Origin of the sequence: Streptomyces sp. NPDC094448 (genome assembly GCF_044763775.1) — a bacterium.
GTDB lineage: Bacteria > Actinomycetota > Actinomycetes > Streptomycetales > Streptomycetaceae > Streptomyces.
Map to the genome: position 1 here is coordinate 76,708 of NZ_JBIWGU010000002.1, position 21,374 is coordinate 98,081.

Sequence of the window (21,374 nt, forward strand, 5' to 3'; positions counted from 1 at the left end):
GAAATCCCGACAACGCAGGGGGCACCTCCCGTGCCCGAAGGGCACCGGGGGAGAGTGTGCGTGCCGGGCGTCGCGGGCCAGGCGGGATTTTGACGACATGGCCTAGGGACGGGCCCCCGCGCCGCCGCGGAGACGGAGTTCGCCCTCGAAGAACGGCCGTACCGAGGTGCGGAACCAGTCGGCCACCGGATCGTCGGTCAGGTCCAGGAAGACCATGTTGACCGGCCAGCGAACGGCACAGCGGCCCAGGGCCCGGCCCAGGGCGTCGAGTACGGCCTCCGGGGTTCCGGCGGGGAAGAGCTGGACGCCGATGAAGAGCGCCGGGTCGTCGCCCTCGACGGACGCCAGGGCCCGGCGCGCGGTGGCCACCACGCCCACCGCCCCGAACTCCTCCGAAGCGGCCGCCAGGAAGTCCACCGGATCGTCCTGCCAGTCGGGTTCGGCGAGCCGGACCCGGCCGCCGCTCGCCGGGCCGCCCGGCGGGCTCTGCCCGGCCCGGCAGAGTTCGGCGACGGCGGCGGGCGGCAGCGGCACCCCGACGGTCCCGTCCGGATTGAGCACGAGGCCGACCTGGGGCGGCAGTCCGCGGGCGAAATCGCGGGCGGGTGCGACGGTGTACGGCATCAGATCGCCGACGCAGGCCCGGTACTGCTCCTCGGAGCTGAAGACGGGGACATGGGCCGCGCCGTCGATCTCGACCATGGGCAGGTCGAGTTCCCGGCTCTCCGGCCCGCCGCCGTGGGGCAGCGGCACCCAGACGGGGCTGCGGCCGAGCACCTCGACGACCCGGGGGCCCGCGCCCGGGTCGCCCAGGGAGGCGGCGAGGGTCTCCTCCAGTTCGTTCACCGGCCAGGGTGCGTACGGGCTGCCGGGCGCCCCTCCGTACGGTCGCGAGTCCGGTTGCTCCGCCACGTTCATCCCTGTTCGCCCTCTCCCCCGGCCCCCGGGTCCCCGCTCGGTGTGCCGACGACTCTAGTGCTAACGGGAACGGGGTACGGGCGGCGGCGGAGGGCTTCCGGCGGGTCAGCCGGAAGTGAAACCGATCCGGTCGAGTGCGGTCGCGGCGGGGCGGTCCAGCAGGATCACGGAGGCGCAGCCGGCCGGGGCCCGGCCCGCCTCGGCGTCGGCGATCAGCCGGCCCGCGGCCCGCCGGTGGCGGGCGAAGGCGTATCCGGACACGCCGCGGCCCCGCTCCCGCTGGCCTTGGCGGGCCACCTCGGGCGGGACGTCGAGGAGCATCAGATGGAGTCCGGTGCCTCTGCGGCGGGCCTCGCGGGCCAGCCAGCGGCGGACCCAGGCCTGGGTGCCGCAGTCGTGGACCACGACGGACCGCCCGGACCTGAGCGCCCGGCGCAGGCCGGCGTAGTGGGCGAGGCGGACGAAGGGGCGGTAGAGGGCGTACGGAAGGAGGCGGGGCACGGCCGCGTCCCAGCGGTCCCGGGTGTCCTGGGAGTCGATTCCGCAGGCCGAACCGGATTCCGCCGCGATATCCGGACCGGGAGCGGCCCCGGTATCGGCTCCCTCCGGAGTGTCCGGTCCGCCCCGGGAGACGGAACCCGAACCGGAACCGGAACCCGAATCGGAACCCGAACCGGAACCCGGACCGGCGGCCGGGCGTGCTCCCGCAGCGGCGACCGCCCTCCTGATCAGGGTGGACTTTCCGCTGCCGGGCAGCCCGGAGACCACCACGAGGTCACCCGCCGCGAACGAGAGCGCCCGCGGCCCGCGGCCCGCGCGGCCCCGGAGATCGCGCAGCACCGGCGGCGCGTGCGCGCCCACCCGCTCCCGCACGGGCGCTGCCGGCTGCGCGGGCACCCCCGCGGTCGTGGCGTAGGCGCTGGAGCGCTGCAACGTCATCACACCCTCCTCCCCCATGTCGGGTCACCCACACACATGCCCATGGAGCATCAACGGACCGTAAAGAAATGGTAATGAGATGCGACCGATTTTTCCGGCATTTCCCGTGTTGCTCCTCGAATCCGTCTCACGTTCCTCCAGTCGTGTCGTGCGTTTCTCCCGCCTTCGCCCCGCACAGCGGCGTTTTCCCCGGTAAGACCGGTGCCACACCCGTCGCGGTTCCCCACCGTCGGGCGCCGGTCCCGGCGCCGGTCCCGGCCGGGCACCCTCCCGGGTCCTCGGTCCGCCCCGTACCGAGAACAACCGGGCAGGGGCTCCCGCACTTCCCGTTCTGCGTGCAATGATGTGCGCGCCAACTGCATACCGGCCGTTCGAATCCGCGCGGGAGAGACCCGGAGCACGACTCCGGGCGCCGAAGGAGCAAGTTCCTCCCTTGAATCTCTCAGGCCCCGTACCGCGTGCGATGAGGCAGATCTGAAAAGCGGGCCCGCATCCGCCGGCCCCACCCAAGGTGCAAGTCGCGCCCTCCCGTCCGTACGTCCATCCGTACGCGGGGTCGCGACGAACCTCTCAGGTTCCGATGACAGATGGGGAGGAACGTCCTCGTCGTCATGGAATCCGTCCTGCCTGGGAGAACCCGTTCATGAGCACTGCCCCCCGCCGTACCGCCCTCGACGCCCTGCACCGCTCCCTGGGTGCGACCATGACCGACTTCGCAGGCTGGGACATGCCGCTGCGGTACGCCAGCGAGCGCGAGGAGCACCAGGCCGTGCGGAGCAGGGCCGGGCTCTTCGACCTCTCCCACATGGGTGAGATCACCGTGTCCGGCCCGCAGGCCGCGGCCCTGCTGGACTATGCGCTGGTCGGCAACATCTCGACGGTCGGCCCCGGCCGCGCCCGCTACACGATGATCTGCCGGGAGGACGGCGGCATCCTCGACGATCTGATCGTGTACCGGACCGGTGACACGGAGTATCTGGTCGTCGCGAACGCGGGCAACGCGCAGACCGTGCTGGACGCGCTGGCCGAGCGGGCGGCCGGCTTCGACGCGGAGGTGCGCGACGACCGCGACGCCTATGCGCTGATCGCCGTCCAGGGCCCCGAGGCCCCCGGAATCCTGAAGTCCGTCACGGACGCCGATCTCGACGGGCTGAAGTACTACGCGGGCCTCCCGGGCACGGTCGCCGGGGTTCCGGCGCTGATCGCCCGTACCGGCTACACCGGCGAGGACGGTTTCGAACTCTTCGTGGCGCCGGAGCACGCGGAGGGCCTGTGGCGGGCACTGACCGAGGCGGGCGCGGACGCGGGCCTGGTGCCCTGCGGGCTGTCCTGCCGGGACACGCTGCGCCTGGAGGCGGGAATGCCGCTGTACGGGCACGAGCTGACGACCGCGCTCACCCCCTTCGACGCCGGTCTCGGCCGGGTGGTCAAGTTCGAGAAGGAGGGCGACTTCGTCGGGCGCAAGGCGCTGGAAGCCGCCGCCGAGCGGGCCGCGAGCGCCCCGCCGCGTACCCTCGTCGGACTGGTCGCCGAGGGCCGCCGGGTGCCGCGCGCCGGATATCCGGTGGTGGCGGACGGCGCGGTGATCGGCGAGGTCACTTCCGGCGCCCCCTCCCCCACCCTCGGCAAGCCGATCGCCATGGCGTACGTGGACGCGGCGCACGCCGCGCCGGGGACCGCCGGGGTCGGGGTCGACATCCGCGGTGCGCACGAGCCGTACGAGGTCGTGGCGCTCCCCTTCTACCGCCGGCAGAAGTAGCCCTCTCCCGGCGCCCGCTTTCCCTTCCTTCCCGCCTTCTGCCTGGCCTTTCTTTCCCTGCCCCATGGCCGCCCGGACGCCGTACGTGACCAGACGCACGTCGCCACGGTCCGGGTCCGTTCATCCGCACCGTCCGCGTACAGGAGAATTCACCCCATGAGCAACCCCCAGCAGCTTCGCTACAGCAAGGAGCACGAGTGGCTGACGGCCGCCGAGGACGGCGTGTCGACGGTCGGGATCACCGAGTTCGCCGCCAACGCACTGGGTGACGTCGTGTTCGCGCAGCTTCCCGAAGTGGGCGCGCAGGTCTCCGCGGGCGAGTCCTGCGGCGAGCTGGAGTCCACGAAGTCCGTCAGTGACCTGTACTCCCCGGTGACGGGCGAGGTCACGGAGATCAACCAGGACGTCGTGGACGACCCCTCGCTGGTGAACAGCGCGCCCTTCGAGGGCGGCTGGCTGTTCAAGGTGCGCGTGGCGGCAGAGCCGGACGATCTGCTCTCCGCCGACGAGTACGCCGAGTTCACCAAGAGCTGACGACAGGGATACCTACCGATATGTCGCTTCTCAATACCCCCCTCCACGAGCTGGACCCGGATGTCGCCGCCGCCGTCGACGCCGAGCTCCACCGCCAGCAGTCCACGCTGGAGATGATCGCCTCCGAGAACTTCGCGCCGGTCGCGGTGATGGAGGCCCAGGGTTCGGTCCTCACCAACAAGTACGCCGAGGGCTACCCCGGCCGCCGCTACTACGGCGGCTGCGAGCACGTCGACGTGGTCGAGCAGATCGCCATCGACCGGGTCAAGGCGCTGTTCGGCGCCGAGCATGCCAATGTCCAGCCCCACTCGGGCGCCCAGGCCAACGCGGCGGCGATGTTCGCCCTGCTGAAGCCCGGTGACACGATCATGGGTCTGAATCTCGCGCACGGCGGGCACCTCACCCATGGCATGAAGATCAACTTCTCGGGCAAGCTCTACAACGTGGTCGCGTACCACGTGGACGACGCCACCGGTCAGGTGGATATGACCGAGGTCGAGAAGCTGGCCAAGGAATCCCGGCCCAAGCTGATCGTCGCGGGCTGGTCCGCCTATCCGCGGCAGCTCGACTTCGCCGCCTTCCGCCGGATCGCGGACGAGGTCGGCGCCTATCTGATGGTCGACATGGCCCACTTCGCGGGTCTGGTCGCGGCCGGGCTGCACCCGAACCCGGTGCCGCACGCCCATGTCGTGACCACGACCACGCACAAGACGCTGGGCGGCCCCCGCGGCGGCGTGATCCTCTCCACGGCCGAACTGGCCAAGAAGATCAACTCCGCGGTCTTCCCCGGTCAGCAGGGCGGCCCGCTGGAGCATGTCGTCGCCGCGAAGGCGGTCTCCTTCAAGGTCGCGGCCTCCGAGGAGTTCAAGGAGCGCCAGCAGCGCACCCTGGAGGGCGCCAAGATCCTGGCCGAGCGCCTGGTGAAGGCGGATGTCACCGAGCACGGTGTCTCCGTGCTGTCGGGCGGCACCGACGTCCATCTGGTCCTGGTCGACCTGCGCCACTCGGAGCTGGACGGACAGCAGGCCGAGGACCGGCTCCACGAGGTCGGCATCACGGTCAACCGGAACGCCATCCCGAACGACCCGCGGCCGCCGATGGTCACCTCGGGTCTGCGGATCGGCACGCCCGCCCTGGCCACCCGCGGTTTCGGGGCGGACGACTTCCGCGAGGTCGCCGACATCATCGCGGAGACGCTGAAGCCCGGATACGACGCCGAGGCCCTGCGCGGCCGGGTCACGGCGCTGGCGGACAAGCACCCGCTCTACCCCGGCCTGCAGTAGTCCGTATTCGTACTTTTGTACGATCGTACGGACATCGGGGGCATCGCGCACACTGAAAGGTGAGCCGGTGCCCCCGCCGCACTCCGGACCCTCCGACCGCCCTTCCCCAGAGCCTCACCCCTGCCCCACCCGCACCACCGCACCGTGGCAGACAACGGCGTCTCCCCACCCTCAGGAGTTTCACGTGGCCATCTCGGTCTTCGATCTGTTCTCGATAGGCATCGGCCCGTCCAGCTCGCACACGGTCGGCCCGATGCGGGCGGCGCGGATGTTCGCCCGCCGGCTGAAGAACGAGGGGCTGCTCGCCCACACCGCCGCGGTACGGGCGGAGCTGTACGGCTCCCTCGGCGCGACCGGCCACGGCCACGGCACCCCGAAGGCCGTACTGCTCGGTCTGGAGGGGAACTCCCCGCGCACGGTCGATGTGGAGACCGCCGACGAGCAGGTGTCGCACATCAGGGAGTCCGGCCGGATCTCCCTGCTCGGTGCCCACGAGATCGCCTTCGACTTCGACGAGGATCTGGTGCTGCACCGGCGCAAGGCGCTGCCGTACCACGCCAACGGGATGACGATCCGGGCGTACGACGCCGACGGCGGCACGGTTCTGGAGAAGACGTACTACTCGGTCGGCGGCGGGTTCGTCGTCGACGACGACGCGGTCGGCGAGGACCGCATCAAGCTCGACGACACCGTGCTGAAGTACCCCTTCCGCACCGGCGACGAGCTGCTCCGGCTCGCCCGGGAGACGGGTCTGTCCATCTCGTCCCTGATGCTGGAGAACGAGAAGGCATGGCGTACGGAGGAGGAGATCCGTACCGGGCTGCTGGAGATCTGGCAGGTCATGCAGGCATGTGTGGCGCGCGGGCTGTCCCGCGAGGGCATCCTGCCGGGCGGGCTGAAGGTCCGCCGCCGGGCCGCGAACACGGCCCGCCAGCTCCGGGCCGAAGGCGATCCGGCGGCGCGTGCCATGGAGTGGATCACCCTCTACGCGATGGCCGTCAACGAGGAGAACGCGGCAGGCGGCCGGGTCGTCACGGCCCCCACCAACGGCGCGGCGGGCATCATCCCGGCGGTCCTCCACCACTATATGAACTTCGTGCCCGGCGCCGACGAGGACGGCATCGTACGGTTCCTGCTCGCGGCGGGCGCGATCGGCATGCTCTTCAAGGAGAACGCCTCCATCTCCGGCGCCGAGGTCGGCTGCCAGGGCGAGGTCGGCTCGGCCTGCTCGATGGCCGCGGGCGCCCTCGCCGAGGTCCTCGGCGGCACCGCCGCCCAGGTGGAGAACGCGGCCGAGATCGGCATGGAGCACAATCTGGGCCTGACCTGCGACCCGGTGGGCGGTCTGGTGCAGATCCCGTGCATCGAGCGGAACGGCATGGCGGCGGTGAAGGCGGTCACGGCGGCCAAGATGGCGATGCGCGGCGACGGCAGCCATCTGGTCTCCCTCGACAAGGTCATCAAGACCATGAAGGAGACGGGTGCGGATATGTCGGTGAAGTACAAGGAGACCGCCCGGGGCGGGCTCGCGGTGAACATCATCGAGTGCTGATCCCGTAGGCAGGGTTCGGTGGTATGCGAGCGTGGCGAACAGGTCCACAGAGCCCTGTCCGCCTGGGATTTCGGCGAGTTACTGGGGCTGCTGCGCAGGCGGTCCGGACTCTCTCAGACGGCAGTCCGCTCTCTGACAGGCCTCACCCAGTCGTTCATCTCCGACCTGGAGCGCGGCCGGAAGCACCTGGCCCTGCCGCACGCGACCTCCTGGAGCGCGGCGAATCCGTCATGAAGGGACGTGCGGCGGCATGATTCTTGTCCTGTGGGACATCGACCGGACTCTTCTCTACGTCGGCGATATCGACCGGCTCGTCTACCGCACCGTCTTCGAGAAGGTAGTCGGACGCGCCCCGGAGCGGCTTCCGGCAAAGGGTACGGGCGTCACCATGCCGGTCGCGGTGAAGGAACTCCTCACCGTGAACGGTGTCCCCGCAGAGCAGGTGGACTCATTCGCCCGGCGGATCACCGGGCTCATGCCCGGGGAGTTGGAGCGGCACCGGGAAAGAATGCTCAAGGATGGGCTGCTGCTCCCCGGTGCGGTCGATTCGCTCACCGCGGTACGGAAGTCTCCCCGCCTTCTGCCGACCGTCGTTACCGGGAACCTTCAGGCCAGTGCGGAAATCAAGCTCTCGGCATTCGGACTGATCGGCCTTGTCGATCCGGCGGTCGGCGGGTACGCGTCGGACGATCCGCATCGGCCGGCCCTGGTGAGTGTTGCGCAGCAGCGGGCCGGGGCCGTGTACGGGCACAGCTTCGACCGGAGCAGCACCGTCATCGTCGGGGACTCGCTGGAGGACGTCCGTACGGGACGTGAAGGCGGAGCCCGGGTGATCGGCGTCGCCTCCGGGACCACCTCGGCAGCGGATCTGGCCGAGGCGGGCGCGGATCATGTGATCCGGGACCTGACCGACCCTTCGCAGCTTCTGCGACTCATCGGAACTGAGGCCGCGTAGCAGAGGTGCAAACCGAGAAGCTGCCGAAGCACCTCTGCCATCGGCGGCCCGGCTCACCCATCAGGGCCTGGTGAAGGGTGCCCGGGTCAGCCGAACAGCGAGGAACCGAGTGGGCGGCGTGGGCCGTAGCCGGGGAGGATCAGGAAGGTCGCGCCCGCGGTCGTGGTGGTGAAGGCCAGCAGCGCGTCGGACGAGTCCATGCGGCTGAGCGTGGCCGTGAAGGTCCGCAGGTCGTTCTGGAAGCTGATGAAGAGCAGCCCGGGGGCGGGATGGTCGATGCTGTACGAGCGGCGGAGCATATGGCCGACGCCCACCACGGTGGGATTCGCCCTGCGTACATGGGCGTCCACGGGGACGAGGTAGCGCCCGTCGGGCGTCTTGGCCCCGAGTCCGGGTGCGGAGGCGGGGCTGCCGCCGGAGAGGGGTACGCCACTGGCCCGGCGCCGCCCGAAGACCGCCTCCTGTTCGGCGACCGGCAGGGCGGCGAACCGCGTCAGGTCGAGTTCCATGCGCCGCAGTACGGCCAGGGTGCCGCCGGCGACCGCGGGGGGTCCGGCCAGCCATAGGTCGCGTTCCTGCTCGGCGGTGGTGTGCGGGCCCACGATGCCGTCGATGAAACCGAGCAGATTGCGCGGCGCGGAGCGGCCCTCGGCCACCGGCACCTCCGATCCGCGGCGGCCGAACTGCCGCCACCGCTCCCGGACGCGGTCGCCTGCCTGCTCCAGGAGTGCGGCGGCGGCAACCGGGAGGAGCAGGGCGTCGCCGGCGCAGATCTGTATCAGCAGATCGCCGCCGCGCGCCGGCGGGGCGATGCGCTCGCGGGAGAACCGCGGGAGTTCGACCGCCCCGGGCAGTGCGGTACCGGCGGTCCGTACCAGCCGTGGACCCACGCCGATGGTCACGGTCAGATCGCCCGGGGGCAGGCCCAGCAGCCGCGGGTCGGATCCGGCGGTGAGGGTACGGATCGCCTCGCCGATCTCGGCCAGCAGCGGGCCGGGCGCCACCGTGGCGCCGAGGTCCGCGACCACGGCCAGCAGATGGGGCTGGGCCGTGCCGGGATGGATCACACCCGCCTGGTGCCGGCCCGTCACCGGGACCGGCGCCGGCGTGGGCGCGGGCGCGGGCGTGGGCGCGGGCGAGGCAGAAGGGGCCGGCCGGGCGGAGTCCCCCGAGCACCCGGCGAGGAGACCGGTGGCCACCGTGGCGCCGGTGATATCGAGGAACGCGCGGCGCGACGGGGGCTGATCGGCGCGATTCATGAGGGGTACAGTGCCACAACCGGTCCGTTTCTGCCGCTCAACCCCCCTGCGGTGGCCGGGAGTTCGATCCATCGGCGGCGGCGTTGACGCCGTGTCAGACTGGGATCATGTCTCGATTGGCTCTTCGCATGACGGCGGCCGCCTTGGGCGTCCTGGCGCTGGTGACCGGCTGCGGCAACGGCGGCGACGACGCATCGGGCGAGGGCAAACGGCCGGACGGTTCGCGGGTGACGATCCGGGTGCCCGGCGATGCCCCGACGATCTCGGCTGCGGTGTCCCTGGCCCGCCCCGGTGATCTGGTGCTGGTGGCTCCGGGGGTGTATCGCGAGTCGGTAAGGATCAACACGGAGCGCATCACGCTGCGGGGCGAATCCCGGGCCGGGGTGGTCATCGACGGGCAGGTGCGACGGCCGAACGGTGTGGTCGTCACGGCGCCCGGGGTGGCCGTGGAGAACCTGACCGTACGGAACAACACGCACAACGGGGTGCTGGTCACCGGTTCGGCGGCGGCGGTCACCGGGCTGCCGGGCAGCGGCGGCTACGACACCGGCGACGAACCCGTCAACCTGCTGAAGTCGTTCCTGGTGTCCCATGTGACGGCGGTCCGCAACGGCCTCTACGGCATCTACGCGTTCTCCGCGCAGAACGGTGTCATCGAACGCTCCTACACCTCGGGCGGGGCCGACTCGGGGATCTACGTCGGCCAGTGCAAGCCGTGCCGGATCGTGGTGCGGGACAATATCTCCGAACTCAACGCGGTCGGCTACGAGAACACCAACGCCGGCGGCGACCTGTACGTGGTCGGCAACCGGCTGGTCGGCAACCGCGTCGGACTGACCACCAGCTCCGACCACCAGGAGAAGCTGCTCCCGCAGCGCGATGCCGTCATCGCGGGCAATCTGATCGCGGACAACCAGCAGCGGCAGACCCCCGAACAGGCCGACGGCGGCTGGGGTATCGGCATCGGCGTCGACGGCGGCAGCGACAACCGGTTCATCCGCAACCGGGTCACCGGCAACACCAGCGCCGGACTCGTGATCACCGCGACCGCCGATCTGACGGCGGACCGCAACCGGATCACGGACAACACCTTCACCGCCAACGGCATCGACATCGGCTGGACCTTCCCCACCGCCACCCGGGGACAGGGCAACTGCCTGGAGGGGAACCGACTTCGTACGACGGTACCCGCGGGGCTCGCGTCCATCGCGTCCTGCCGGGTTCCCGCCACGTCACCCACGCCCTCCGGCAGTTGGCGGAGTCCGGCGGCGCCCGCGGGGATCCCCTTCACCGATGTGGCCGAACCCGGCCGCCAGCCGGAGTTCCCGGGGGCCGGCACGGCCCGCGCCACCGTCGTACCGGACGTTCCGGCGCTGCCGCCCGTCGCGGGCATCGCACTGCCGTCGCCGTCGCTGCTCGCCGACGGCGCACGGGTGCGGACCTCATGAGCGCGGCGGCTCCGGAGTCGGGGCGGCTCCGGGCAGCGGCTTGACGGGGACGTACTTCCGGGCGTCGAAATCGAGGACCACCGGCCGCGGCGCGGAGGCGATACCGATCTCGACCCGGTGCATGGTGCCGTCCGATCCGATCCAGTAGCGCACGGCCGGTGACGTAACCGTGCCGGTGCCGCCGCGGGTACCGGTGCCGACGCGCGGCCCTTTCATGATGTCCGTACGGTGGCCGCGCACCTGCTCCCGCCCGATCCACGCGGCCCCGTTCTGCGGCAGCAGCGCGGCGTTGTCCGGCCGGTTGCTGCCGAGGTCGAGCGCGATGGCCAGCGCGCTGTCCAGGGTCATACCGGCCGTCCGCAGCGGCCGGGTGTGCCAGCCGGACGCGGGCGGCGACGCCGGTGCGGCTGCCGGGGGTTTCGCCATGGGGCGTACGAGAACGGTGGTGGCCGTCCAGCGGATCAGCCCGTCGCTGGACGCGTCCCGCCCGGTCCCGCGCACCACTCCGTAACCCGTGTGGGTGCGGTAGTCCACGGATCCGGTGATCACCAGCCCGCCGGCGACGTTCGGCACGGTGATCGTCACCGCCCGGCCGCCCGCCCGGTAGTTGAGAAACCGGGTGACCGCGAGCCGGTCCACCTCGTCCGTGGTCAACGCCCGCTGGGTGGCGGGTTCACCGTCGTCACCGAGGAGGACGAAGGCTCCGGTCGCGGCAGCCGCGATACCGCCGGCGACGGCCGCTGCCAGGGCCGATCGTGACCATCGGCGGGGCCGGGCCGTCGCCTCGGGCCCCGGGAGACGCCGCCTGGTGCCGGTGCTCCGCGCACCGGCGCTCCGCGGTTCGGCGTCCCGCGCTCTGCTGCTCCATAGGCTCCGCACGCGGCGCGATGGTAACAGCTCTCGCCGAGGCGCCGTCAAACTGCGCAGCCGCCGGACATGACGTCGCGTCAACTGTAGGCTCTGCACGGGAGAGTTGTTGGATTTGCGTGTGCTTGTGGCGAGGTAAAGGAGCGCTATGCGATTAGGTGTACTACTGCGGCTGGGGCTGTCCGGCCTGCTCCTGACCGGGGGCGGCACGGGTCTGGTCCTGACCGGCGCCGGACCGGCCGGAGCGGCGGCCCCTGACGGCACCCTGACCGTCGAGGTACTGCGGGACTTCTTCGGCACCGGCGTGATCAACGCGACCATGGATGTGCCTCAGCGGGGAATGGTCGTCGTCGTCAGCGACCCCGCGGGCAACCGGGTCACCGGTGTCACGGACGTCACCGGAAGAGTCGTCGTACCGCCGTCGAGCGAACTGACCGGCGGCCGGTACCGGGTCGACGTCACCATCCCGGAGACCTACCGAGACCATCTGCGGGCGGCGCCCGCTTCGACCGCGCCGAACCATTTCGACAGCTTCACCTCGTTCGTGGACGTCTCGGACGGCAAGGACGATTCGGTGACCACCGGGGTCTGGAACCCGGCCGACTACACACTGCCCGAATCCCGCTACTTCGTACCGATCCAGAGTGGTGCGGGCGGGACGGACACCAGGGCACTGGTGGCCTTCGGGACGGACGCCCGGGGCACCTGTCCCGCGCAGGAGGCGTGCCCGGAGGTCCTCAATACCCAGGACCAGGTGGGTACGACCTACGGACTGGCCTACGACCGGTACCGCAAGCAGCTGTTCCAGTCGGCGTTCGCCCGGCGGTTCACCGAGTACGGGCCCAAGGGCGGTAACGCGATCTACATCACGCCGGCCGACGGCGGGCGTGCCCCGACGCTGTTCGCGACGGTCCCGGGCGCCACGGAGACACCGCACGACACGAACAATCTGATCAAGGACGCCGGGTTCACCGACGCGCCGGGCAAGGAGAGCATCGGCGGGCTGGCCCTGTTGGAGGACGGCTCGACCCTGTGGGCGGTGAATCTGCTCACCCGCAGCCTGGTCGGTTTCGACGCGACCGGGGCCACCGCCTCGGCGCCCGAGAAGACCGTGCGGATCCCGGATCCCGGCTGTGCCGCGGACGGGGACTGGCGTCCGTTCAGCGTGGCCGCCCATGACGGCAAGCTGTACGTCGGGGGTGTGTGCAGCGCGGAGAGCACGGGGAAGCGTGCGGACCTGAAGGCCGTCGTCGCCGCGTACGACGGCGAGGACTTCACCACCGTGCTGTCCCAGCGGCTGGACTTCGAGCGCGGGAGTGTGCTCACCGGCCGTCCCGAGGAACAGGGCAGGTACTGGAACCCGTGGAACACCGATCTGGAGGACTGGGACAGCTTCAGCGCCGGCGGTCCGATGATCAATCCGCAGCCGGCACTGGCGAGTATGGCCTTCGCCCGCGACGGTTCGCTGATCCTCGGCTTCCGTGACCGGTTCATGGATGTCGTGAGCTGGGGTGGGCTGGACCCGAGGCCGGGCCGGGACACACCGCAGCACGGTATGTCCGGCGGTGACATCAACATGGCCTGCGCCAAGCCCACCGGCGGCTACGACTGGGAAGGCACCGGGATCTGTCCCGACCATGCGACGGATCCGAGACTCGACGGGGTGCAGCCCGGCAGCGTCGTCGAGTACTTCCCGGGTGACTACTTCCCGAACGACGGCTCCGCGACCCAGCCGGGGCCGCACCAGGAGTCCGCGCTGGGGTCGGTCGCCTACATCCCGCAGCAGCAGTGGATCGTCAGCACCCAGATGGACCCGACCGGCCGGGTCATCACCAACGGAACCGGCTACTACAACGTCGCCACCGGCCTCGGCCCCGGCAACGACCCGGTCAACAACGCGTACGAATTCGTCGGGCCGAACCAGAACGGGTTCGGCAAGGCGGGCGGCCTCGGTGACATCGCGTACGCCGCGGCGAACGCACCGATCCAGATCGGCAACGTGGTCTGGTACGACGGCGACCGCAACGGCCTCCAGGATCCGGGGCACGTGCTGCTGCCGGACGCGACGATCAACCTCCTGGACGCCGAGGGCGAGAAGGTCGCCACGACCACGACCGATGCCGCGGGCGAGTACTACTTCGGCGGGGTCGGCGCGGACTACACGCTGACCCCGGGCGCCGAGTACACCGTGCAGTTCGACGTGTGCACGGCGGACACCAGCAAGGTGCCGGGCCGGCCGGACGCCGCCGACCTGCGGTTCACTCTGCCGCGCGCCGCCGGTGACCGGGTGCACGATTCCAATGTGACCCCGCCGACCACCGGACGGCTGTGCAACGGGTACGCCCCGGTCACCGCGCCGGCCACGCCCGGCGGGGTCGATCACACGATCGACGCCGGTGTGTACATTCCGGAGCCGGTATCACCGTCCCCGACACCGACAGCGACGTCTTCCCCGTCCCCGACACCGACCGCGTCAACGGCACCACCCACGTCGCAGCCGACAGCACCCAACGCCCCGGCACCGTCCGGACGTCCGCCGAAGGGTTCTCTCGGCCAGACCGGTACGGCCGGTGTCGCAGGCATCCTCGCCCTCGCCGCCGTACTGCTCGGCGCGGGTGCGGCAGCGGTCGTCGTCACCCGGCGGCGGCGCGCAAGGCGCCACTGATACGAGAGGCATGAGAAGTACCCGGGAAGGACCGGGAACACCCGACGGGCCGGTGCGGCGCACCGGCCCGTCGGCCTGCGTACCCGGGTGCCGTTGCCGCGGGCCGGGCGGGGGGCCGGGGGTGGTCGGCTTCAGGGGCGGGTGACCGGATCCGGGTGCACCGGGTCCAGGGAGGGGTAGTCGGTGTAGCCCGCCTCCCCGCCGCCGTAGAAGCCCTTCGGCCGCGCCTCGTTGAGGCCTGCGCCGATACGGCAGCGGGTGACCAGGTCCGGGTTGGCGAGGAAGTCCCGGCCGAAGGAGACCAGGTCCGCGCCCCGGGCGAGGGAGTCCGCGGCGGCCTCCGGCTTCTCCCGGTCCGCCGGGAGGGGCGTGACCATGAGCGCCGTGGGCCACAGCTCCCGGATCGCCGGGTCGAGTTCCGTACCGGTCTCGCCGTGGTGGAGATAGGCGGTCCCCAGCGGTGCGAGTGCGCGGACGAGGGCCGTGTAGGTGCCGTACGGGTCGCTCTCGTCGAGGCCGCCGAAGGGGTGGGACGGGGAGATCCGTACGCCGACCCGGTGCGGGCCGACGGTGCCGGCCACGGCACGGGTGATCGCGACGGTGAGCCGGATACGGCCCTCGGTGTCGCCGCCCCAGCGGTCGGTGCGGAGATTGGCGTTCTCCGCGAGGAACTGGTGGAGCAGATAGCCGTTGGCGGCGTGGATCTCGACTCCGTCGAGCCCCGCGGCCACCGCCCGGCAGGCGGAGTGGACGAAGTCGTCGATCAGCTCCCCGATGGCGTCCTCGGTGAGGGTGTCAGGGGTGACGGCGGGCACCCGGCCGCCGGGGGTGTGGACGAGGGTGCCGGCGGCCACGGCCGAGGGGGCGACCGGCCGGACGCCCTCGGGCAGGAAGTCCGGGTGCGCCAACCGGCCCGCGTGCATGAGCTGGAGGAAGACGCGACCGCCCGCCGCGTGGACCCCGTCCGCGACTCGTGCCCAGCCGTCCTGGTGGGCGTCGGTGAACAGACCGGGCGCTTCGGGGCCGATGGCTCCGGCCGCGGCCGGGTGGGTGCCCTCGGCGACGATCAGCCCGGCCGTGGCGCGCTGGGCGTAGTAGTGCGCCATCAGCGCGCTCGGCGTCCCGTCGGCCTCCGCGCGGGCCCGGCTCATCGGGGCCATGACCATGCGGTTGGGCAGGGTGAGGTCACCGAGCCGGGTGGGCTCGAAGAGGGCGGCGGGCGCGTGCACGGGAGTGTCCTTTCATGAGCCGGCGGTAAGACTGCGGCGGTGCGGCGGTGGTGGGTTCAGAGGGTCCAGGCCTCGGCGAGCAGTTCGTACGAGCGCAGCCGGGCGTCGAAGTCCCATGCCTCGCCGAGGATCATCAGCTCGTCGGCGCCGGTGCGGCCGGCCAGGGCCTCAAGGCCGCGGCGGACGGTGTCGGGAGTGCCGACGTACGACTCGGCGAGCATGGCGTTCACCGTCTGTGCCTCCTGGGGCGACCAGAGGGCGTCGATATCGTCCACCGGCGGGCGGAACTCCATGCCGCCGCGGAAGTGGGTGAGGAACTTCTGCTGGAGCGAGCTGAAGATCCGTACCGCTTCGCGCTCGGTATCGGCGACGACGGCGTTGGCGGCGACGATCGCATACGGCTTCGCCAGGGCCGCCGAGGGGCGGAATCCGGCCCGGTACTGCTCCAGCGCGGGCAGGAGCTGGTCCGGCGAGAAGTGGGAGGCGAAGACGAACGGCAGTCCCTCACGGGCGGCGAGGGCGGCGCCGAAGGTGCTGGAGCCCAGGATGAAGACGGGCACGCCGGAGCCCTCGCCGGGGATGGCGCGGACCTTGCGTTCGGCGCTGCCGGGGGCGAGGTAGCCGCGGAGTTCGGCGGTCAGCTCCGGGAAGTCGGCGCCGCTCCGGTGCTCGCGCCGCAGGGCACGGGTGGTCCAGGGGTCGGTGCCGGGGGCACGGCCGAGACCGAGGTCGATCCGGCCCGGGTGGTAGGCGGCGAGGGTGCCGAACTGCTCGGCGACGATGTACGGGGCGTGGTTGGGCAGCATGACGCCGCCCGCGCCGACGCTGATCCGCTCGGTGGCCGCGGCGACCTGGCCGATGATGATCGACGTCGCGGAGGAGGCCATGGCCGGGGTGTTGTGGTGCTCGGAGATCCAGAAGCGGCGGTAGCCGTACGCCTCGGTGGCGCGGGCCAGCGCGACGGTGTTCGCGAGGGCCTCGGCGGCCGTCCCGTCGTTGCGGATCGGGGCGAGGTCCAGGACGGAGAGCGGGGTTCCGGTGGAGCTGTTCATTTCCGTTTCTTTCGGCTTCTTCTGATTTCTTTCGGTGGTTTCTTCACTGGTTCTCGCCGGGGTGCGGGGTGCCCGCCCGGAGCCGTGAGGGGGCTCCGGGCGGGCGCCCGCACCGCCTTGCCGCGGGAGCTGCGATCAGATCTGCGGCTTCGGGTGCGGCGGCGATACGTCGAAGGACGAGTGCGCACCGCCGAGCGCCCGGGACTCGGGCAGCCAGGACGAGACGATCAGGCTGGTCCGGTCCATGAGCTGCTCGGCTCCGAGCTGCCCGGGCAGGAAGCGGCCGAAGGCGTCCAGCCGCTCCAGGTACTCCAGGCCCTTGGAGACGGCGACGGCCGGGTCGGCGTCGCCGGACTTCTCGGCGACGGTGAGGATGCCGATCTGCTTCTCCTCCGGCTGGAACATCAGCCAGACGCTGGACAGACCCTGCTTCTCGGCCTCGTCGCGGATCGCGGGCCACACCTCGGCGAGCAGTTCCGCGACATTCTCGTCCGTGTAGGAGTACCGCTCGAACCGGTTGATGTGGTGCGAGGTGGCCATCGGCTTGAAGTCGTGGGCGCCGGTGACCTTCCAGTAGTGCTTGTCCACACCCGGGAAGCGCGACCAGAACTTCACTCCCGGCTCGGGGTACAGCTCCTCGTTGGTGAAGTGGTTGTAGTCGAGGACGTTCTCCCAGGTGTCGAAGAGGTAGCGGCCGCCGATGTACTTCACACCGGTGGCCGGGTCGAAGCGCAGCGGGGTGTACTTGTGCCGCATTCCGGGGCGGATGTCCATGTTGGGGCGCTCGCGCTCCAGCATGTCGACGAGGTCCTGCGTCGAGTAGCGGTCATCCAGGGGGAAGTCGGAGGTGAAGGCGGCCTCCGCCTTGACGGGTCCGGTCTCGTAGCCGCGGACGTCCATGACTTTTCCTCTCTTGCTGACAGTGCGTAGGGGTGCCCGTACGATCCGGAATCACAACCGGACCGCTCGGTCATGTTCTGAACCGTAGCACAGAACATGACCGCGCGGTCCGGTTAGCGTGGAGAATGTGACCGATCGGTCCGGTTATGTACGATGGGCCCATGCAAAGAGCCGACGCCGTACGCAATCGACGCCTGCTGATGGACGCCGCGACCGCCGAGTTCGCCGAGAACGGCATGGACGTGTCGATCACCCGCATCGCCACGCGCGCCGGAGTGGGCAAGGGAACCGTCTTCCGCCACTTCGACACCAAGGAACAGCTCCTGGCGGAGATCTTCAGCGACCGCCTCGAAGAGCTGGTCGCCGCCGGGGAGCGGCTGTCGGGGGCCGACGACCCCGGGGCCGCGCTGTTCGAGTTCATGACCGTCGGAACCGAGATCCAGGCCCGGGACCGGTCCTTCTGTCAGGCCGCTGCCGCGCTCTCCCGGTCCGAGGCCACCGTCCGCACCTCCCGCGAACGCCTCGCCGATATCGCCCAGACCCTCGTCACCCGCGCCCAGGAGGCCGGGGCGATCCGTGACGACATCACCGGTCTCGATATCGTGCTGCTGCTCAGCGCCGCTTCCCAGGCGGTCCTCAGTATCAGCGAGGAGGCTCCCGGCCTCTGGCAGCGGTATCTGTCGATGATCTTCGACGGCCTCCGGCCCCGGGCCGCCGGTCCGCTGCCGGTGCCCGCGCCGACCCGGGCCCAGTTCACCGGATAGCCGGCGCGGGACAGCCGAAGCCGAAAGGCCCTGAACGACGCCTCCCGCGGCGCTGTTCAGGGCCTTCTGTGTTCGTATGGTGCGGTTCGCAGGGTGCGGGGTCGCAGGGTGCGGTGCCTCACGCCGCCTTGGACAGGGTGGACCGGTCGCCGCGTTCGGTCCGCTCGGTCCGCTCGGTCCGTTCGGTACGGGGCGTATAGCGGACGGCGGCCGCCGGGCCGGTCGTGGCTGCCCGTCCGTCGCCGCGCGGCCACAGGAAGAACGCTCCGGCGGTGCCCGTCGCGGCCAGGACCGCGAGGACGGACCAGGTGAGGGTGAAGCCTCCGGTCGTGCCCAGCCGGCCTGCGACGGGGTAGGTGATCAGCCAGGCCAGGTGGGACAGGGAGAACTGGGCCGCGAACGCCGCGGGGATCCCGTCCCGTTCGACGGAGTCGCGGATGACCTTGCCGGTCGGGGTGACGATCAGGGCCATACCGATGCCGATCACGGCCCAGACGATCGCCGTACCGGTGCCGGTGGCGAGGCCGGCCGCGACGAGTGTCACCGCGGCGGCGGTACCGCCGACGAGGACTCCGGCGCCGGTCATCATGGTGGTGCGGGCGCTGATCCGGTCGAGTACACGGGGCAGGACGAGGGCGGCCAGGAGGGTTCCGGCGCCGGAGGCGGCGAGCATCCGGGCGACGTCCGACTGGGATCCGCCCAGTTCGTCACGGACGTAGTTGACGGTGTTGACGACGACGATCGACCCGGCCGCCGCGACCACGAGGTTGAGGGCCATGACGCCGCGCAGCCGCGGTGTCCCGAGGAAGGTCCTGATGCCGGCGGCCGCCTTGTCCCAGGCCTTGGTGTGGGTGCCGGGGCGGGCGTTCGGGATGCGCGTCGCCAGGACGAGGACGGCGGAGACGAGGAATCCGGCGGAGGTGCCCAGGAACAGCCAGTTGAAGCTCATGAACGACAGGGCGACGGCCGCCAGTACGGGGCTGAGCAGGCTCTCCATGGTGTAGGCCACCTGGGAGGCGGACAGGGCCCGCGTGTAGTCGGACTCGTCGGTGACGATGTCGGGGATGACGGCCTGGAACGTCGGGGTGAACGCCGCGGAGGCGGACTGGAGCAGTCCGATCAACACGTAGATGTGCCAGACCTCGGTGACGAACGGCAGGGCCAGGACCACGGCGCCGCGGACCACGTCGAGGGCGACCAGGAACGTCCTCCTGGGGAGCCGGTCGGCGTACGCGGCGGCCAGCGGGGCTATGACCACGTACATCACCATTTTGACGGTCAGTGCGGTGCCGAGCACCATTCCGGCGCTCGGGCCGGCGAGGTCGTACGCGAGGAGCCCGAGGGCCACGGTGGTCAGCCCGGTGCCGAAGAGGGCGATGACCTGGGCGCCGAACAGGCGCCGGTAGTCGCGGATGGCGAACAGACTCATGACGGTTCCTTCCGTCTCCGTGCGGCGGGGCACGGTCCCGGGGCGGGGGCCGTGCCCCGCGGATACAGGCGGGGGTGTCTCTACTCATCGGTGTCGCTCCCCGGGGTGAGTCCGGCGAGCAGATTGAAGGAGCCGGTGAGGACGTTGAGCGCGACGACGCCGACGACATCGGCGATCGCACGGTCGCTGTAGCCGTACTCCCGCAGTGCGGTGATCTGTTCGCCGGTGATCGACGCCGGCTCGCGGTGGACCTGGAGGGCGAGGGAGACGATCGCCGCGATCGCGGGATCGGCCGAGGTGCCCGCGCAGGCTCGCGCGATCTCCTCCTCGCTCACTCCCAGGGCGCGGGCGGCCTCGACGTGCGCGTCGAGACAGAGTCCGCATCCCTGCCGGACCTGGACGGCCATGGAGATCCGTTCGCTGATCCTGCGGTCGAGTTCGGCTCGTCCCATGGCCCGGCTGAGCTGGAGATATCCGCCCAGTACGGCCGGTGAATGCGCCATCGTGGAGACCATGTCGCCGAGGTGTCCGTGGCGGGAGGCCAGATCGGCGAGGAGGTCGCGCGAGGCTCCGACCGCCGTATCGGGCGTGAGTCGGGTCAGGCGGGGCATGACGCTCCTGTTCCTGCGGTCAGTGGTGCGCGTGGGCGCCGTGGCGGTGGCCCTGGTGCTCGGGTGCGGTCCGGGATTCCGCTCGGGGTGCCGCCTGGGGGCGAAGTGCGGGGGTACGGACCGTGAATTCGGCGGTCCGGACGGTGCCTTCGTGCTGGAAGTCCAGGTAGAGGCGGTAGGTGCCGGCCGAGGGGGCGACCGCCATGAAGGTGATCCCGGGTCCCGGTGCGGTGGTGCCGTCGCCGGGTTCGCCCTCCGGGTGGACATGGAGGTAGCCGAGGTCTCCGGCCCTCAGCGCCACGAGATGCCCGTACGCGGCGAGATAGGGCTGGAGGTCGGTGACGGGGCTGCCGTTCCGGCTGACGGTGAGGGTCAGCTCGCTCGCCTCGCCCGGGAGAAGCTCGCCGTCGAGCGCGACGCTGTACTCACCGATCAGCGCGGTACCGGTGGCCTCGGGAAGCGGCTGCGGGTCGTACTGTCCGGCGACCGAGGCGTCGATGCCCAGCGTGATGGATCCGCTGTGGCCGACCGGGTGGACATCGGCGAAGAACCGCCAGTCCCCGGGCTCCAGGGCCAGTTCGACGCTCCAGGTGCCCTGCTCGTCCCGTACCGGGTGGACGTGCTGGAAGTGGGCGGTGTCGCGGCGGACGGCTATGAAGTGCAGCTCCTTCTCGTGTTCGGGCGTGTACTCGGTCACGGGCCGCCCGTCCGGGCCGATCACCCGGAAGCGGACCGGTTGAGCGCCGGCCGTGAAGATCGCGGTGTCCAGCTCCAGGGTGTAGCCGCTTTCGGAGACCGCGAGGCCGCCGGGGCGGGCTCCGCCGTGCGCGGCGTGGGCACCGTGGCCGGCGTGGGCGCTGTGACCGCCATGACCGGCGTGACCGGCGTGGCTGCCATGGGCGCCGTGGTCGCCGTGACCGGTGTGGGCGCTGTGGCCGGTCTGGCCGTGGCCGGAGTGGTTCGTCATGACATCTCCCTGGGTGTGCTGCGCCTTCCGGCGGTGTCCCCGGCGGGACAACGATCTCAATGTATACCCCCCGGGGGTATCTAGTCCAGGGGGTATTTCCGGAGAGGGCCATGGAGGATTCCCGGGAAAGGCGCCGAAGTGGGCCGGGCGCGGCCATGCGGAGGCCGTTTGGAGCAGGGGAAGGTCACCGTCTGTCGACCGGATCGCGCTGGACCTGCTCGACGCCCATCCGGAGGCGTTCGG

The 21,374-nt window shown here is 71.0% G+C and carries 19 protein-coding genes and 1 riboswitch; of the genes, 9 read left to right on the plus strand and 10 right to left on the minus strand.

Annotated elements, in window-relative coordinates:
- Positions 1-102: 102 nt before the first annotated feature.
- On the minus strand, positions 103-918 hold the full coding sequence (locus ACIQ9E_RS03860) for an enhanced serine sensitivity protein SseB (RefSeq protein WP_403701519.1): 816 nt from the start codon (positions 916-918) through the stop codon (positions 103-105).
- A gap of 105 nt (positions 919-1,023) precedes the next feature.
- A complete protein-coding gene (locus ACIQ9E_RS03865) occupies positions 1,024-1,857 on the minus strand; it encodes an ATP-binding protein (RefSeq protein WP_403701522.1) in 834 nt (277 codons plus the stop codon).
- A 372-nt stretch (positions 1,858-2,229) separates the two neighbouring features.
- A riboswitch (glycine riboswitch) is annotated at positions 2,230-2,324 on the plus strand.
- Between the two features lie 176 nt (positions 2,325-2,500).
- On the opposite strand from ACIQ9E_RS03865, the gene gcvT reads away from it, so the two are divergent.
- From gcvT to ACIQ9E_RS03895, 6 genes are all read left to right on the plus strand, one after another.
- Positions 2,501-3,616 carry a glycine cleavage system aminomethyltransferase GcvT gene (gene gcvT / locus ACIQ9E_RS03870; protein WP_403701525.1) on the plus strand — a complete coding sequence of 372 codons (1,116 nt, stop codon included), beginning with the start codon at positions 2,501-2,503 and terminating at the stop codon, positions 3,614-3,616.
- A 156-nt stretch (positions 3,617-3,772) separates the two neighbouring features.
- Positions 3,773-4,150: a glycine cleavage system protein GcvH gene (gcvH, locus tag ACIQ9E_RS03875; protein WP_403701528.1), complete on the plus strand. Its 378-nt coding sequence runs from the start codon at positions 3,773-3,775 to the stop codon at positions 4,148-4,150.
- Between the two features lie 20 nt (positions 4,151-4,170).
- On the plus strand, positions 4,171-5,433 hold the full coding sequence (gene glyA, locus ACIQ9E_RS03880) for a serine hydroxymethyltransferase (protein ID WP_403701531.1): 1,263 nt from the start codon (positions 4,171-4,173) through the stop codon (positions 5,431-5,433).
- Positions 5,434-5,617: 184 nt separating this feature from the next.
- Positions 5,618-6,985 carry an L-serine ammonia-lyase gene (locus ACIQ9E_RS03885; RefSeq protein ID WP_403701534.1) on the plus strand — a complete coding sequence of 456 codons (1,368 nt, stop codon included), beginning with the start codon at positions 5,618-5,620 and terminating at the stop codon, positions 6,983-6,985.
- Between the two features lie 18 nt (positions 6,986-7,003).
- Positions 7,004-7,219: a helix-turn-helix domain-containing protein gene (locus ACIQ9E_RS03890; RefSeq protein ID WP_403701537.1), complete on the plus strand. Its 216-nt coding sequence runs from the start codon at positions 7,004-7,006 to the stop codon at positions 7,217-7,219.
- Between the two features lie 16 nt (positions 7,220-7,235).
- Positions 7,236-7,940 carry an HAD family hydrolase gene (locus tag ACIQ9E_RS03895; protein WP_403701540.1) on the plus strand — a complete coding sequence of 235 codons (705 nt, stop codon included), beginning with the start codon at positions 7,236-7,238 and terminating at the stop codon, positions 7,938-7,940.
- 86 nt (positions 7,941-8,026) lie between these two features.
- Here ACIQ9E_RS03895 and ACIQ9E_RS03900 read toward each other — a convergent pair whose 3' ends face one another.
- Positions 8,027-9,199, minus strand: a complete 1,173-nt coding sequence (locus ACIQ9E_RS03900) for a Dyp-type peroxidase (RefSeq protein ID WP_403701543.1) — start codon at positions 9,197-9,199, stop codon at positions 8,027-8,029.
- A gap of 107 nt (positions 9,200-9,306) precedes the next feature.
- Between ACIQ9E_RS03900 and ACIQ9E_RS03905 the strand changes: the two genes are divergently transcribed.
- Entirely contained in the window at positions 9,307-10,647 is a 1,341-nt protein-coding gene (locus ACIQ9E_RS03905) for a right-handed parallel beta-helix repeat-containing protein (RefSeq protein ID WP_403701546.1), read from the plus strand.
- On the opposite strand, the gene ACIQ9E_RS03910 is transcribed toward ACIQ9E_RS03905, so the two are convergent.
- Positions 10,642-11,370, minus strand: a complete 729-nt coding sequence (locus ACIQ9E_RS03910; RefSeq protein WP_403702874.1) for a hypothetical protein — start codon at positions 11,368-11,370, stop codon at positions 10,642-10,644. The two genes, ACIQ9E_RS03905 and ACIQ9E_RS03910, sit on opposite strands and share 6 nt — an antisense overlap.
- A 292-nt stretch (positions 11,371-11,662) precedes the next feature.
- Between ACIQ9E_RS03910 and ACIQ9E_RS03915 the strand changes: the two genes are divergently transcribed.
- A complete protein-coding gene (locus ACIQ9E_RS03915) occupies positions 11,663-14,179 on the plus strand; it encodes an SdrD B-like domain-containing protein (RefSeq protein ID WP_403701549.1) in 2,517 nt (838 codons plus the stop codon).
- Positions 14,180-14,310: 131 nt separating this feature from the next.
- Here the strand turns inward: ACIQ9E_RS03915 and ACIQ9E_RS03920 are convergent, their stop codons facing one another.
- From ACIQ9E_RS03920 to ACIQ9E_RS03930, 3 genes are all read right to left on the minus strand, one after another.
- Positions 14,311-15,408 carry an alkene reductase gene (locus ACIQ9E_RS03920; RefSeq protein ID WP_403701552.1) on the minus strand — a complete coding sequence of 366 codons (1,098 nt, stop codon included), beginning with the start codon at positions 15,406-15,408 and terminating at the stop codon, positions 14,311-14,313.
- A gap of 56 nt (positions 15,409-15,464) precedes the next feature.
- Positions 15,465-16,460, minus strand: coding sequence for an LLM class flavin-dependent oxidoreductase (locus ACIQ9E_RS03925; protein WP_403701555.1), 996 nt, complete (start codon positions 16,458-16,460; stop codon positions 15,465-15,467).
- A 135-nt stretch (positions 16,461-16,595) separates the two neighbouring features.
- The gene (locus tag ACIQ9E_RS03930) at positions 16,596-17,360 is read right to left on the minus strand and encodes a hypothetical protein (protein ID WP_403701558.1); all 765 of its coding nucleotides are present in this window, start codon (positions 17,358-17,360) and stop codon (positions 16,596-16,598) included.
- 161 nt (positions 17,361-17,521) lie between these two features.
- Here ACIQ9E_RS03930 and ACIQ9E_RS03935 point away from each other — a divergent pair, with 161 nt between their 5' ends.
- Positions 17,522-18,124, plus strand: a complete 603-nt coding sequence (locus tag ACIQ9E_RS03935) for a TetR/AcrR family transcriptional regulator (protein ID WP_403701560.1) — start codon at positions 17,522-17,524, stop codon at positions 18,122-18,124.
- Positions 18,125-18,242: 118 nt separating this feature from the next.
- On the opposite strand, the gene ACIQ9E_RS03940 is transcribed toward ACIQ9E_RS03935, so the two are convergent.
- The 3 genes from ACIQ9E_RS03940 to ACIQ9E_RS03950 form a co-directional block, all read right to left on the minus strand.
- The gene (locus ACIQ9E_RS03940; RefSeq protein WP_403701562.1) at positions 18,243-19,553 is read right to left on the minus strand and encodes an MFS transporter; all 1,311 of its coding nucleotides are present in this window, start codon (positions 19,551-19,553) and stop codon (positions 18,243-18,245) included.
- A gap of 80 nt (positions 19,554-19,633) precedes the next feature.
- Positions 19,634-20,164 carry a carboxymuconolactone decarboxylase family protein gene (locus ACIQ9E_RS03945; protein ID WP_403701564.1) on the minus strand — a complete coding sequence of 177 codons (531 nt, stop codon included), beginning with the start codon at positions 20,162-20,164 and terminating at the stop codon, positions 19,634-19,636.
- Positions 20,165-20,183: 19 nt separating this feature from the next.
- Complete coding sequence (locus ACIQ9E_RS03950) at positions 20,184-21,131, minus strand: hypothetical protein (RefSeq protein WP_403701567.1); 948 nt, start codon at positions 21,129-21,131, stop codon at positions 20,184-20,186.
- Between the last annotated feature and the right edge of the window lie 243 nt (positions 21,132-21,374).

Bases quoted from the DNA above. Each gene is read 5' to 3' on its own strand.
- ACIQ9E_RS03950 (WP_403701567.1), bottom strand. From the start codon at position 21,131: ATGACGAACCACTCCGGCCACGGCCAGACCGGCCACAGCGCCCACACC.
- ACIQ9E_RS03900 (WP_403701543.1), bottom strand. From the start codon at position 9,199: ATGAATCGCGCCGATCAGCCCCCGTCGCGCCGCGCGTTCCTCGATATC.
- ACIQ9E_RS03935 (WP_403701560.1), top strand. From the start codon at position 17,522: ATGCAAAGAGCCGACGCCGTACGCAATCGACGCCTGCTGATGGACGCC.
- gcvH (WP_403701528.1), top strand. From the start codon at position 3,773: ATGAGCAACCCCCAGCAGCTTCGCTACAGCAAGGAGCACGAGTGGCTG.
- ACIQ9E_RS03860 (WP_403701519.1), bottom strand. From the start codon at position 918: ATGAACGTGGCGGAGCAACCGGACTCGCGACCGTACGGAGGGGCGCCC.
- ACIQ9E_RS03940 (WP_403701562.1), bottom strand. From the start codon at position 19,553: ATGAGTCTGTTCGCCATCCGCGACTACCGGCGCCTGTTCGGCGCCCAG.
- ACIQ9E_RS03930 (WP_403701558.1), bottom strand. From the start codon at position 17,360: ATGGACGTCCGCGGCTACGAGACCGGACCCGTCAAGGCGGAGGCCGCC.
- gcvT (WP_403701525.1), top strand. From the start codon at position 2,501: ATGAGCACTGCCCCCCGCCGTACCGCCCTCGACGCCCTGCACCGCTCC.
- ACIQ9E_RS03915 (WP_403701549.1), top strand. From the start codon at position 11,663: ATGCGATTAGGTGTACTACTGCGGCTGGGGCTGTCCGGCCTGCTCCTG.
- ACIQ9E_RS03865 (WP_403701522.1), bottom strand. From the start codon at position 1,857: ATGACGTTGCAGCGCTCCAGCGCCTACGCCACGACCGCGGGGGTGCCC.
- ACIQ9E_RS03925 (WP_403701555.1), bottom strand. From the start codon at position 16,460: ATGAACAGCTCCACCGGAACCCCGCTCTCCGTCCTGGACCTCGCCCCG.
- ACIQ9E_RS03905 (WP_403701546.1), top strand. From the start codon at position 9,307: ATGTCTCGATTGGCTCTTCGCATGACGGCGGCCGCCTTGGGCGTCCTG.
- ACIQ9E_RS03895 (WP_403701540.1), top strand. From the start codon at position 7,236: ATGATTCTTGTCCTGTGGGACATCGACCGGACTCTTCTCTACGTCGGC.
- ACIQ9E_RS03945 (WP_403701564.1), bottom strand. From the start codon at position 20,164: ATGCCCCGCCTGACCCGACTCACGCCCGATACGGCGGTCGGAGCCTCG.
- glyA (WP_403701531.1), top strand. From the start codon at position 4,171: ATGTCGCTTCTCAATACCCCCCTCCACGAGCTGGACCCGGATGTCGCC.